Origin of the sequence: Streptomyces sp. NPDC001868 (genome assembly GCF_040297125.1) — a bacterium.
In the GTDB taxonomy this organism is placed as follows: Bacteria; Actinomycetota; Actinomycetes; order Streptomycetales; family Streptomycetaceae; genus Streptomyces.
Genome location: NZ_JBEOYO010000001.1, coordinates 144,572 through 156,984, shown reverse-complemented (window position 1 = coordinate 156,984; position 12,413 = coordinate 144,572). Strand labels below are relative to the sequence as shown.

The 12,413-nt window shown below is 69.4% G+C and carries 13 protein-coding genes and 3 pseudogenes; 11 read left to right on the top strand and 5 right to left on the bottom strand.

Going from position 1 to position 12,413, the window contains the following annotated elements; translation table 11 throughout:
- Positions 1–124: 124 nt before the first annotated feature.
- On the bottom strand, positions 125–1,204 hold the full coding sequence (locus tag ABT147_RS00750; RefSeq protein WP_351401234.1) for a hypothetical protein: 1,080 nt from the start codon (positions 1,202–1,204) through the stop codon (positions 125–127).
- Between the two features lie 256 nt (positions 1,205–1,460).
- On the opposite strand from ABT147_RS00750, the pseudogene ABT147_RS00745 reads away from it, so the two are divergent.
- The 3 genes and pseudogenes from ABT147_RS00745 to ABT147_RS00735 form a co-directional block, all read left to right on the top strand.
- A pseudogene (locus ABT147_RS00745) lies at positions 1,461–1,688 on the top strand (YciI family protein); the annotation flags it as partial.
- A gap of 32 nt (positions 1,689–1,720) precedes the next feature.
- On the top strand, positions 1,721–2,875 hold the full coding sequence (locus ABT147_RS00740) for an SGNH/GDSL hydrolase family protein (RefSeq protein WP_351401232.1): 1,155 nt from the start codon (positions 1,721–1,723) through the stop codon (positions 2,873–2,875).
- 379 nt (positions 2,876–3,254) lie between these two features.
- Positions 3,255–3,476 carry a hypothetical protein gene (locus ABT147_RS00735; RefSeq protein ID WP_351401230.1) on the top strand — a complete coding sequence of 74 codons (222 nt, stop codon included), beginning with the start codon at positions 3,255–3,257 and terminating at the stop codon, positions 3,474–3,476.
- Between the two features lie 375 nt (positions 3,477–3,851).
- Here ABT147_RS00735 and ABT147_RS00730 read toward each other — a convergent pair whose 3' ends face one another.
- Positions 3,852–4,628 (bottom strand): AAA family ATPase, encoded by a 777-nt coding sequence (locus ABT147_RS00730; protein WP_351401228.1) that lies wholly within the window; start codon positions 4,626–4,628, stop codon positions 3,852–3,854.
- A gap of 655 nt (positions 4,629–5,283) precedes the next feature.
- Between ABT147_RS00730 and ABT147_RS00725 the strand changes: the two genes are divergently transcribed.
- Positions 5,284–5,721 (top strand): glutaredoxin domain-containing protein, encoded by a 438-nt coding sequence (locus tag ABT147_RS00725; RefSeq protein WP_351401226.1) that lies wholly within the window; start codon positions 5,284–5,286, stop codon positions 5,719–5,721.
- An 11-nt stretch (positions 5,722–5,732) separates the two neighbouring features.
- Here ABT147_RS00725 and ABT147_RS00720 read toward each other — a convergent pair.
- Positions 5,733–5,819, bottom strand: a pseudogene (locus tag ABT147_RS00720) (cysteine hydrolase); the annotation flags it as partial.
- A 274-nt stretch (positions 5,820–6,093) separates the two neighbouring features.
- Between ABT147_RS00720 and ABT147_RS00715 the strand changes: the two are divergent.
- From ABT147_RS00715 to ABT147_RS00705, 3 genes are all read left to right on the top strand, one after another.
- A complete protein-coding gene (locus tag ABT147_RS00715) occupies positions 6,094–6,528 on the top strand; it encodes a hypothetical protein (protein WP_351401223.1) in 435 nt (144 codons plus the stop codon).
- 77 nt (positions 6,529–6,605) lie between these two features.
- Complete coding sequence (locus ABT147_RS00710; RefSeq protein WP_351401931.1) at positions 6,606–6,818, top strand: hypothetical protein; 213 nt, start codon at positions 6,606–6,608, stop codon at positions 6,816–6,818.
- Positions 6,819–7,309: 491 nt separating this feature from the next.
- Positions 7,310–7,816, top strand: a complete 507-nt coding sequence (locus tag ABT147_RS00705) for a DinB family protein (RefSeq protein ID WP_351401221.1) — start codon at positions 7,310–7,312, stop codon at positions 7,814–7,816.
- A gap of 140 nt (positions 7,817–7,956) precedes the next feature.
- Here the strand turns inward: ABT147_RS00705 and ABT147_RS47250 are convergent.
- Positions 7,957–8,358: pseudogene (locus ABT147_RS47250) on the bottom strand (transposase family protein); the annotation flags it as partial.
- A gap of 112 nt (positions 8,359–8,470) precedes the next feature.
- Between ABT147_RS47250 and ABT147_RS00690 the strand changes: the two are divergent.
- Together ABT147_RS00690 and ABT147_RS00685 are read left to right on the top strand one after the other, a co-directional pair.
- Positions 8,471–8,689, top strand: coding sequence for a hypothetical protein (locus ABT147_RS00690; RefSeq protein WP_351401217.1), 219 nt, complete (start codon positions 8,471–8,473; stop codon positions 8,687–8,689).
- A gap of 168 nt (positions 8,690–8,857) precedes the next feature.
- The gene (locus ABT147_RS00685) at positions 8,858–9,682 is read left to right on the top strand and encodes a hypothetical protein (protein WP_351401215.1); all 825 of its coding nucleotides are present in this window, start codon (positions 8,858–8,860) and stop codon (positions 9,680–9,682) included.
- Between the two features lie 89 nt (positions 9,683–9,771).
- Here the strand turns inward: ABT147_RS00685 and ABT147_RS00680 are convergent, their stop codons facing one another.
- Positions 9,772–10,095 (bottom strand): hypothetical protein, encoded by a 324-nt coding sequence (locus ABT147_RS00680; RefSeq protein ID WP_351401212.1) that lies wholly within the window; start codon positions 10,093–10,095, stop codon positions 9,772–9,774.
- A gap of 86 nt (positions 10,096–10,181) precedes the next feature.
- Between ABT147_RS00680 and ABT147_RS00675 the strand changes: the two genes are divergently transcribed.
- Both ABT147_RS00675 and ABT147_RS00670 read left to right on the top strand, forming a co-directional pair.
- Positions 10,182–11,528 (top strand): flavin-containing monooxygenase, encoded by a 1,347-nt coding sequence (locus ABT147_RS00675; RefSeq protein WP_351401210.1) that lies wholly within the window; start codon positions 10,182–10,184, stop codon positions 11,526–11,528.
- A complete protein-coding gene (locus ABT147_RS00670) occupies positions 11,525–12,403 on the top strand; it encodes an SDR family NAD(P)-dependent oxidoreductase (RefSeq protein WP_351401208.1) in 879 nt (292 codons plus the stop codon). Before ABT147_RS00675 ends, ABT147_RS00670 begins: the two co-directional genes overlap by 4 nt.
- Positions 12,404–12,413 lie beyond the last annotated feature (10 nt).

The following is a 12,413-nucleotide window of genomic DNA, read 5'->3' as shown; positions in this document are numbered from 1 at the left end:
AGTTGGCGAGTCGGTAAGTCGGTAAGTCGGCGAATCTGCGGAGGCGGCGACCAGGGGGCCCGGGCCCACCTCGAACGCCACTCACCGGTCTCGCAGGGCGCTGGATGCGCTGGGGCCCGGTACGTCACTCCATCCGTACGTCGATCGCCATCGCGTCGTCGCCCGGCCTCCCCTCGACCTCGATGGTGACTCCGGACCACCGTCCGTCCGGCAGGTTGAGCGGAGGGTTCGTCGTCTCGCCGAGTACCGAGTTGCCCCGGGAGGGATACAGGTCGTTCGCGTCTCCCGGGTTGCCCCGGCCGAAGATCGCCCCGAGGTCGCGTTTGCCGTCGGCCTGCAGCAGTTCGATGGCGAGGGTGTTCTCTTCGTTGACGTCCTCGATGGCTTCGTCGACGACATAGACCGCGATGCCGGAGTCGGGGAGGAACGCGTCCTGCCCACGGCGGCGCCGGTATTCGACGAGGATGTACTGCGTCTCCGTCATGGTGTCCGCGTTCTGAATGAACACGAGTGTCTTCTCGGCACCTCGACCGGCGTGCACGATGAACAGGGCCGTGACTGTGTGTTCGCCCAGCGCGTCGAAGGGTGTGAAGTCGACGCCCTCCGCCAGAGCGAGTCGTACCGCGTCCCGGGCCAGCCCCTGGGCGTTGCGTGGGAAGCCGTCCTCTGTAAGGCCGGAGTTGCCGTCGGCGTAGAACGACAACGGCTGTGACATCCGGAACCAGCTCCGGACCTCGCCCTGAACGTCGATGCCGGTGTCGCTGAACGGGCCGAAGCCGCTGACCTTGCGATAGAAGTCGCGCATGCTGCCAGTGGGCAGGGACGCCGTGCTGAACAGCAACTCGCGGAAATGGCCGGGGCGGCGGTTCGGGTTGTGCGGCAGATCGGGGAAGTCGACCTGGAGCACGAGCGTATGGATCGCGCCTCTCAGACGCGCGGCGGGCCGCGTGATGAGTTGGCGTGGCGCACGGGTGCCGACACGGACCGCTCCGTCGTCGAGTCCGATGCGCTTGGTGCCGCGCCGGGCGGAGTGCCAGTTGTAGTAGAAGTCCTCGAAGGCGGTGCTGTCCGGCAGTCGGCCCGAGGTCGTCAGATCGAGGTAGCGGGCATAGAGCTGAGCCAGGGCTTCAGGCGCCAGCGGTACCGGGCAGGGCTCCGCGCGGGCTGCGGTAGGGCCGCGCGGAAGAGGTCGGAGGTATCGCATCGCGACCACACCCTTGGGCTAGGACGATCGCGGAGGGAGGTGCAAGGCCGCGCAAGACGCAGGGGTTCCTTGCCGCTGGGCGTTCCGTGCGCCCTTCGTTCGCGCTGTACATATCAAGCCTCCCTCCGGGCCCAGAACACGTCAAACGCAGGGGAAACGTGGGGTTGACCTGTTGCAGATCCTCCGGTGCCCAGCTCGGTCATCGTTGCCGAAAGCCTGTTGAGTTGGTGCCCTTGGTGGGGAAGGGTCTGTGGTCATGGAGTTCTTCCGCTATCACCGTGATCGGCCCGGCTCCCTCGCATTACGCGAGGAGTTGCCGGCGGAGTTGCTGGGGGAGCACTGGTCCTGCATGGACCGGTACGCGAGGGAGCTGATCGCTCGCGGTCCGACCCTCGCCGGTGAGGGTGTGACACCCGCCGGCGGCGTGCGCATCGTCGATCTGCCCGGTCCCGCCGCCCGTGGGTTCGGCTTCGACGAGCCCCATGTCCACGAGTGCGTTGACCTGGGGCAGGAGCGATGACGGTGGCGCTGCGGGCGGTACCGCTGGTGGGTGGGCCGGTGGAGTTTCGGGGCGCGCTGGATCTGGAGACCACGCGGGCAGGGGTGATGCCGCGCAGGTTGCCGGCGTGGACCAAGGCGCAGTACCAGGACCCGTCGGTCTACGGGGTGACCGTGATGCCTTCGGGGGTGCGGCTGGTGTTCCGCACCGACGCGCGGGAATTGGAGTTCGACGTACTCACCTCCACCGGCCGGCTCGACCCGACCCCCACCCTCGCCCGACCGGGATGCTGGAGTTGCTCGTCGACGGCGTCTTGGCCGGGCGTCAGCAGGCGCCGGTGGGCAACGTGCTGCGGATGGCGGGCCCCGGGGCCGGCCGTACAGCGACTCGTCCCGGGCGAGCCGGGGACCGTACGGTTCACCGGGCTGCCTGCCGGTATGAAGCGCGTCGAGTTGTGGCTGCCCCAGCAGACCCCGACGGAACTGGTGGCACTGCGCGCTGACGGCGACGTACTGGCACCGCTGCCGGACGGGCGGCGCCGCTGGGTGCACCACGGCAGTTCCATCAGCCACTGCATCGAGGCCGACGGCCCGACCGGGACCTGGCCGGTGGTGGCGGCCGCGCTCGGCGGGGTGGAGGTGATCAACCTCAGCCAGGCGGGCAACGCACTGCTGGATCCCTATGTCGCCCGTACGATCCGCGATACGCCCGCCGACCTGATCAGCCTCAAGGTGGGCATCAACATCGTGAGCCTGTCCGCCTTCCGGCTGCGGACGTTCGGCCCGGCGGTCCACGGATTCCTGGACACGATCCGGGACGGACACCCGGACACCCCGCTGCTGCTGATCTCTCCGGTGAGCTGTCCGGCCCTGGAGGACGCCCCCGGCCCGACCACGACCGGCCCGGACGGGAGGCTCACCGCCCTGGGCGACGCGGCCGATGTGGCAGGCGGGGCCTTGTCGCTGGCGGTGGTCCGCGCCGAGCTGGCCCGGATCGCCGCGGCACGGCAGGCGTCCGATCCCCACCTCCACCATCTCGACGGACGCGAGCTGCTCGGCCCGGACGAGGCAGATGACCTGGCCGACGGCCTTCACCCCACCGCCGCCGCCTACCGTCGGATGGGCAAGCGCTTCGCGGCCCACGCCTTCGCGACCGACGGCCCCTTCCACTGAGTGAGCTGGGCTCCGCGCCCCGCACCGGCTGGGCTCCACACCCCGCACCGGGGGTGGAGCTTCGGCGACACGGCGCCCCGGCGACACGGTGACACGGCGCCCCGGCGCCCCGGCGTCCCGGCGTCCCGGCGTCCCGTGCGGACTCGGCTGGTCGAGGAGCCCTGCGTCGCTGGTTCACAACGGCTTGAGCGGCGGCGCCCCGCCACTGGGGCTGCTGGGTGCCTTGTAGGTGATGTCGCTGAGTCGGCTACGTAAATCGCGTGGTGGGGGGCGGGTTGTCGATCGGTGCTGTTTGGATGCGGGTACGTCTGATGCACTGAGCGTCGAGGGCGCAGGGGCTGTGGTCGCGGGCGCCGGGGTCGTGGGCACGGATGGGCGGTTGGTGGATCCGGCGTTCCTGGTGAATGCCGATCCGGGTGAGGTGCTGGGGCTGGTGGATACGGCTTCGGGGGCTGCGGCGCGGTTGGCGGGGGCGGTGTATCGGGCGTCGGCGCATCTGCACCGTGACGCCGAGGTGTGGATGCGGCGGCAGCTGCTGGCTCTGGACGCGGCCCGGTACGGGGACCGAGCGCTGGCGGCGCGGTCATCGCCGTACCGGTGAGCGGTGAAAGCGACGCCCGGTGGGGGTGGAGTGGGCCACGGGCAGCATGATCGACCACCACGTTCGGCACGTACTCATCGGTCACACCGGCTCGGTGGAGGCGGTCGCGACGGCGGTGGTGGACGGCCGCCCCGTCGCCGTCACCGGCGGCTCGGCGGCATCCCGCCACTCCTCCCACACAGTTGGGCCTGGAACGCACGGCCTCCGCGGACGCGGGCCGGACTCGTTCAAGACTGACGCCCGAGCCCACCCCTGTGCCCCGGGAACCAGTGTCCCTTCCGGAACCAGTGTCCCTTCCGGAACCAGTGTCTTCTCGTTTCCGAGTGCCTGCCTGCCTGCCCGCCTGCACTCACGCACGCCCGACCCACCCGCCCGTCACGTTCGAGCGTCTCCGTCGAGCGGATCATGGGTGGCGATGCCGTCGCCGAACATGTTCCGCAGGAACCTGTCGGGCCGGTTCACGAACGCGCGGGTCAGGGTTACGGGCTCGGCCTGATCGTAGTCGACCTGTTCGATCGTGCCGTCGGTCCCGATCTGGAGGATCCGGGCGCCCGGCATGGCGAGCAGAATCGGCGAGTGCGTGGCCATCACGAACTGGCAGCCCTGGTCGACAAGTTCCCGCATCCGAACCATCAGCGCCAGACAGCCCTGCACAGACAGCGCCGCCTCCGGCTCGTCCAGTACATAGAAACCGTCCGGGCCGAAGCGGTGGTTCACCAGATCGAGGAACGACTGGCCGTGGGACCGCTCGTGCAGGGACCGACCGCCGTACACGGGCGCCAGGTCCAGACGGTCGATCTCAGTCGCCACGTTGTAGAAGCTCTCGGCGCGCAGGAAGAACCCTGCGCGCGGCCGCCGATTCCAGCACAGGACCAGATGATCGCCCAGGCTCGACTCACTGGACCGGGTGGCGAAACGGAACGACTTCGAACCGCCCTCGGCGTTGAACCCGGCGGCCGTGGCCAGCGCTTCGACAAGGGTGGATTTCCCCGAACCATTGTCACCGACCAGGAACGTCACCCCGGGGTCGAGATCGAGCTTGCCGAGCCGCGCGAGGTGGGTGACCACGGGCAGGTCGAAGGGGTACCCCCGCATGTCGGCGTGCGGGTCGAGCTGGAGGTACCGAAGGAACCCGGGGGCGAAGAGACTCATCGAGCACCTGCCCCGCGCCCGACCAGTTCCCGGTGGCGCCACAGGCCACCCGGCGGATGCACGGGGGGCCCGGCGAAGCCTGCGGAGAATGGTCCGACACCGATGCTCCGAGCGGCCCCCGCCGGGGCAACCTTGCCGGACCCCCTCGCCTCTGAGGCCCGTACACCGACCGAGTGACACAGGCACCCCTGCCCGACCGGCCCACCGGCCTGCCACACCACATCGCCCCGGCAGCCACGCGAGACCAGCCACAGCACACTCTGGCGCCACTGCTCATCGATACTGGTGAGGTCCATCCGGATCATGCCACGACCCTAGACCTCGGCACCGACATGCCGCCGCCGACGCCGGGGTGCCGTCGATGCCGGGGTGCCGGCGGCCACCACCTCGATCGGGTCGACGACGACCCGGCTCGACCACGCGGCCCGGGCGGCCGTCGGCGGCCTGCGGCACGGGCAGGCCGGCCGGTACCTGCCGCCCCCGGGGCGCATTGGATGGCAGCGAACTCACCTTCACGACCCGGCCTGCTCCGTGGTCACGTATGTCCTTGGTCGGAGCGCATGAGTCAGACGAAGGCCGCCTCAGCATCCGGCGAAGACTCAAGCGTGCGGCCTGGTCCGAGGAGCATCTCGCCTCATCGATAGTCTGCGTCACCATGACGCGCGCTTGGATCCTGCCGATGGTGCTTGTGCTCTGCGGCTCAGCCCTCGCGATGGGGCAGATCTCCAAGGGGCACCCCGGCACAGCCGCAGCCCTCCTGCTGGTGTTCCTCGCGCTCGCCGGCGTCAACTCGCCCCTGATCTTTCCGAAGTCGATCGGTGTGCGGGAGGCACAGCGCCGCAGTGTGGCCGACGGTCGGCCGGTCGTCTTCTGGCGGCCGGGCTGCATGTACTGCATGCGACTGCGCATCCGGCTGGGCCGCAGCGCCCGCCAGCTGTACTGGGTCAACATCTGGCGCGACCCGGCAGGAGCCGCAGTGGTGAGGGCGGCCAACGACGGCAACGAGACCGTGCCGACCGTCGTCGTGGCGGGCCAACCACACACCAACCCCGATCCTGATTGGGTGCGCGAACAGCTCTCCCCTCGGCCGTGACCAGAAACCGAGGCGGTGACATCTGCCCACTGCGGGAACAGCTTTTCGGCGAGCATGGTGTGCACCTCGGGGTCGGTGTCGAGGCGGGCATCCGATACGGGGTGACCGCCCGTCGGGTCACCTACCGCACCACGGACAGCGCGGGCGCCCCCACGACCGCGAGCCAGCTCGTCGTCCTGCCCAAGAATGGGGCGCGCCACCTGTCCACTGTCTCCTGGCTGCACGACACCACCGTCTACCGCCAGGACGTCGCCTCGGAGAACCCGAAGTCGAACGACCGGCTCGTCGCCCTACTGTTCGCCTCGACCGGGCGGGCCGTTTCGGCGCCCGACTACGTGGGCCTCGGATCGGGCCAAGGGTTCCACCCCTACGGTGACCCTCGGGCCGCCGTCGCGGCCTCAGCAGGAGGGCGCCGACCGCTACTTCCCGCTGGGGGCGCTCGCCCCGGTCGGCGGCCCCTACAACCTCTTCGACGGCCATCACACCTCCGGGCAGATCGTCAGCGAACTCCCGGCAGCCTCGAAGGACTTGTTCACCGAGGACTTCCTGAACAAGATCCGCAAGCCCGACGGTGTCCTGAAGGACAGGCTGCGCCCGATGGACCACACGGGCGACTGGCGGCCGAACGTACCTGGAGATCTTCCAGGGCCGGGGCGACAAGGACGTCGACCTCAGTCACGCGACGTACTGCGCCGACCAGTTGACGTTCACCCACACACGTCCCCGCATCCGCGAGGGTTGCTGTACGCGCTGGTCAAGACCCGCAATCCGGTCGTGCAGAAGCGTTTTGCCGCCACCGACCAGTAACCGGCCCACAGCATGGAGTGATTCGGGCTACATGTGGGCTGGGACATGTGTGTCTGACGGGGAGGGTCGGCCGGGTGATTCTGACGATCAATGTGGCGGTGCTGCTGGCGGTCATCATCGTGCTGCGCCTGAGACGGCGTACACAGGCCCGAAGCCGCCTCGACGAGAAGCTGACCGTCGTCATCGTTCTCGTCTTCGGCGTACTGATCGCCCCCACCGCGTTCGGTGAGGCCATCTTCGACGCCGCCGGCCAGATCGCGCAGGGCGTCACACAGTCGAGTGGCCCTTGACTCTTGCTCAGGATGAGCAGCTCGACAGCAGCGCCGTCCAGCATCTGCGCAGCCTCCGACGCGCGAACGGATCAGGAGACGACGGACCCGCCGTCACGATCGGTGATCCGGTGCGCCGCCAGCTCCGCGCACGGCTGAGCGAGCCGGTCGTACGACCAGCGGCGACCGCACTCCGGGAAGTGGCACCACGACTCGTCAGCGGCGGCGATGAGGTATGGCCATGGTCCGGGCAGATCCCGCACGGGATCGCGCGCACCGTTGCCGTGTTCGCATCCGCATAGGAATGGGTAAGCGCCACTCCATGCGTCACCTGCCCCGACAGCGGATGTCGCGCCACAGAACCGCCGGGGCCTGTCCGGCGGATCATGCCGAGTGGCCCACCCGCGCTGAATCGCTGTAGCGACCCGTCGGACAAGGAACTGGGTGGAGCAGGTCGGGTCCGTCGATAAATGCCTCGACATTGGTCACGGTGATCGGGGACGCTTCGCGCGATGACCAGAATCGACGACACGCCGCCCGCGTGGGACGAGCGCACCCAGCTCACCACGTTCCTCGACTACGCACGTGACACCGCCCGCGCCAAGTGCGATGGCGTCTCTGCGGAGAACGCGCGCAAGGCGCTCCTGCCAGGCTCACCGCTGATGACTATGAGCGGAGTGATCAACCACCTCCGCTGGGTCGAGTACTACTGGTTCCAAGTGGTCTTCCTCGGTGAGGAGGACCGGGGCCCCTGGACCGAGGAGGACCCCGACCGCGAGATGCGTATCGCCGTCGACTTCCCGCTGACGCAGCTGCTCGACGAATACGTCGGACAGAGCGCCCACTACCGCGAACTGGTCGCTGGGAACGGCCTGGACAAGCAGGCCCAGCGAGCCGTGCGCAACGGCCTCCACGTCGACCTGCGCTGGATCCTCCTCCACCTCACCGAGGAGACGGCCCGCCACAACGGCCACCTGGACATCCTGCGCGAGATGCTCGACGGCACGACCGGCGACTAGAAGATCATGGCCGGAGCCGGAGCCGGAGCCGGAGCCGGAGCCGGAGCCGGAGCCGGAGCCGGAGCCGGAGCCGGAGCCGGAGCCGGAGCCGGAGCCGGAGCCGGATCGAAGCGACAGTGACGGTGCCGTGGAAGATGTAGCCGCGTGCGCGGGTGACCGCCACAGAGGCGGCCGACACGGATGCGTTCCCTGACCGGGATGAGCTGCGGAGCGTCGCCCCACTGCCCCGGAGTGATCAGCAGGGCCAGGGGCCGGCGTCCACCCTCACCGGCGAGGTGGATCTTGCAGGTCAGACCGCCCCGGGAGCGTCCGAGTCCCTGGTCGGGACGGTGAGGGTGGGGCGCGCACCTTGTCCCGGCACCCGTGGCGGCTTCCTACGAGCCCCGGCGGCGTGCTGATGGGCCCGGGCAGGAGGTCGAATCGACGCTCACCATCGACCAGTCGATCCGGCCTTCAGCGTCGGCGTCGGCCAGGACGGCCGCGAAGATCCCGTCCCAGGTGCCGTCCGCCGACCAACGTCTGTGCCGTTCGTACACCGTCTTCCTCACGACGGTCACATGATCCGCCGGACAGGCGCTGGTCGGCCGGTCGCCTCGCGAGAGGGGCGGATTTGCATACGGGACCATGAGCGGGATGTCCGAGGAACCGAAACCGATGTCCAGCCTGTGGCCGCTCGCGCCGTCCGGAGCCACCGACTGGCTGCTGGAGCTATGCGGCGACGGCCTGACCGAATTCATGCCTCCAGCGATGCCCGACGCGGTGTGGGTGCTCAACGCCATGTACGAGCGCGAGCAGGAGCAGGAGCAGGAGCAGGAGCAGGAGCAGGAGCAGGGGCCGAACGAAGTGTCGTACGACGACTACCACCAGGCATGACTTGCCGACGGAAGCGCCCAGCCCCACAAGGCGGACCTGTCGACGTCATGGCACCGGCCACCGCACTACCGCACCTCCCACCCGCCCGGGCCGGAAATCCGCGAACGTCTCGGTGAGGGGGTCGGCCGGCAGCATGCTGCGTCTCGTCGTCCGTCCCCGGAGCCGCCGATGTCGTGCAAGCCCCCGCCCCTCGATGTGCAGTCGATCGCCGAGCTCTACTCGCAACTCTCCGGAGTGCTGGCCGGATTCGCGCTCACGGCCGTGTTCATCGTCATCTCTCATTTTCTCGGCGAGGCCGCACCGACGGGCCGCCGGGAAGAAGCGCTGGGCCAAGCCCTTCCCGCGCTGCTCGCGGCCCTGCTCGGGCTGCTCCTCAGCTCGCTCACCTACTGCATCGTCGCGGCCGACGGAGACAACCCCGGCCGGGCGCTGTTCGAGCATGTCGTGGCCGGCGTCGGTTTCTCCGTCGCCGGAGGGCTGCTCATCTTCGCTGCCGTCCTGCTCATCGAGGGCGTGCTGCCCTACGATCCCGTCCACTACGCACGGCGCCTGCTCGGACAGTGCGTGCCCCTACCGATCTTCGCGCTCCTGTGTGACGGCGCGTACGCCTACGGCAAGGCGTACCACGGAGGACGGGCCCCCGGCTGGCTGGGTGTCCTCATCGTTCTGCTGCTGTCCTTGGTGCTCGCCGTGTCCGTCCTCGGCTACGCGGCATACGGTCGTCCCGGTCTGGACGGGATCAGAGTGACCGGTGGCGGGGCCACCCGAACGATCGCGGTGAGCGGACTGTCGATCGTGACCGTGTGCCTGCTGAGCGTCGTGACGACGATGGGGCTCGCCGGTACGGGCTGCTCTGTACCCGTCGGTGCCGTCGTCACCGTCCTGCTCTGCGGATTCCTCGCGGCCCTCGGCCTGTGCGTCTGGCTCTTCGTCACCCGCCCGGCGCGCCCCACAGTCCCGGTCCCGGCTCCCACACGGGCCCCCGCCGTCTAGGAGATCCTTCGGGTGGCCCTTCGCCCGCATGGCACAGGCCAGGCGGCGTGCGAGGTGCTTTCCTCGCGGGCACAGCCCCCCAGCTCCAGTCAACCGCCTGCCGTGGCCATCACGGCGGACACGAAGGCCTGGAGACAGGTGTGCTCGGCCTCCTCGTCGAGGTGGGAGAGGCGCTGCGTGCCGAGCCCGTCGAAGTCGGCGGGGAAGAACCGCGTGATCGTTTCCGCGGGCTGCTCACGGACCGTTCGCCGCAGCGCGGCGGCGGCCGGCGTGTCGGCCGTTTCCTCGAATCCGTCGTCCGCCGGTGCGCCCTGCCCGACCCGCGTGATCAGACCGTGGGCGAGCTGCTCCATGACGGCGCGGTACAGCCCTTCCCGTGCCGGCTCGGTGGCGGCCGCTGAGGTCCGGTCCATGGCCGCGCAGGTCAGTTCCCGCCGAACGCCGGGTGCATACGTTTCCTCCAACCCCCGTGAAGCGGGACGAACGAGGAGGCAGGCCCGTGAAGGAAAACCAGTTTGATACGTGCGTGATCGGGGCGGGACCTGCCGGGCTGGCGGTCGCCAGGGCCCTGGCGGAGCGGAATCTGCCGTACACGCATCTGGAGCGGCACACCCGGCCCGGCGGTATCTGGGACATCGACAATCCCGGCAGCCCGATGTACGAGTCGGCCCATTTCATCTCCAGCAGGACGCTGTCGGGGTTCGGCGGTTTCCCGATGCCCGGCCACTTCGCGGACTACCCGCCCCACCGGCAGATCCTGTCGTACCTGGAGTCCTTCGCCGACGCCTACGGACTGACGGACCGCATCGAGTTCGGTGTCGAGGTCGAGAACGTCGAGAAGAACGCGGACGGCACCTGGACGGTCACCCGGGCCGACGGGCGGGAAAGCACGCACGGGCAGGTCGTCGTGTGTACGGGCTCGCAGTGGCACCCCAACATCCCCGAGCTGCCCGGTGAGTTCAGTGGGGAGGTCCGGCACACCGTCGGCTACCGCAGCGCGGAGGAGTTGCGGGGCAAGCGGGTCCTGGTCGTGGGGGCGGGGAACTCCGGCTGCGACATCGCCTGCGACGCGGCCCGGAGCGCGGACCACGCGGTGATCAGTATGCGGCGCGGGTACTGGTTCATCCCCAAGCACCTGTTCGGTCGGCCGGTGGACACCATCGCCGACAGCGGACCCCACCTGCCGATGTGGCTGGCGCAGCGGCTCTTCGGAGCCCTCCTGCGGATCATCAACGGCGACCCGACGCGGCTGGGGCTGCCGAAGCCGGACCACAAACTGTTCGAGTCGCACCCGGCCGTCAACTCGATGCTGATCCACCACCTCCAGCACGGTGACATCACCGTCAAGCCCGCGATCGCACGCACCGAGGGCAGGACCGTCCACTTCACCGACGGCACGAGCGACGACTTCGATCTCGTCCTGCTGGCCACCGGCTATGTCCACAAAGTGCCGGTCGCCCAGCGGTACTTCGGCGACGAGCAGCACCCGGACCTGTACCTGTCGTCGTTCTCGCGCGAGCACGAGGGCCTGTTCGGCGTCGGCTTCGTCGAGACCAACTCCGGTGCGTACCGGCTCTTCGACGCCCAGGCGCAGCTGATCGCCGGGTACGTCCATGACGCTCGGCACCGGCTGCCGAACGCGGAGCGGTTCGCCCGCCTGATCCGCTCCGACCGGCCGGATCTGAACGGCGGGCTGGAGTTCGTCGACTCGCCCCGTCACACCGGCTACGTCGACGGCACGGCCTTCGTGAAGTACCTCGCCAAGGTCGCGGGGGAGATGGGCTGGCGCACCGAGGGCCGGCCGCCGTCCGTACGGCCCCTGCGGCGCGCGGAGGCGGCGGCATGAGGGGGTTCGACTTCACCGACAAGGTCATGCTGGTGACCGGCGGCGCGGGCGGCATCGGCAGCGCGCTGTGCCACCGCTTCGCCTCCGGCGGCGCCCGCTGCGTCGTCGTCGACATCGACGGCGTCCGCGCCATGAAGGTGGCCGCGGACCTTCCGGGCGCCGGGCATACGGGTATCGGATGCGATCTGATGGACCGCGCCCAGGTGGAGCGGCTGTTCGAGGTGGTGGCCGATGACCACCGTCGCCTCGACGTACTCGTCAACAACGTGGGCATGACCAGCGCGGAACGCTTCGACGTCCGCAGCGTAGAGAGCATCGAGCGGGAGATCACCCTCAACCTGACCTCCCCGCTGATCGCGACCCGGATCGCGATTCCCCTGCTGAACTCCTCTCCGGACGCCCGGGTGGTCACCACGGTCTCCCTCGGCGGAATCTTCCCGCTGGGCGAGACACCGATCTACACCGCTGCCAAGTTCGGGCTGCGTGGCGCGATGCTGGCCATCGGGCTCGACCTCAGGAGCAAGGGCATTCTGGCCGGTTCGGTGCTGCCGTCGGCGACCGACACCCGGATGCTGCGCCAGGAGGCCGTGGACGGCGGGAACTCCCTGCAGTTCCAGGACCGGCCCCAGCAGCCCGCCGACGTCGTCGCGGCCGTGGTGAGCCTGCTGGACAAGCCTCGACTGGAGGCCTATCCCCGGCCTGGTGAGTCCCGTCTGGTGCGGTTCGCGATGCTCATGCCGAACCTGCTGCCCCGGGTCTTCCCGCTGTTCCGCAAGCGCGGTGACCGCGGCATGGCCCGCTATCTGGAGGAACTCCGCCGCCGCGGACTGGCCCGCCGGACCGACGGGCGCTGGGAGCTGGTGGAGGAGGCGTGACCACCAACGA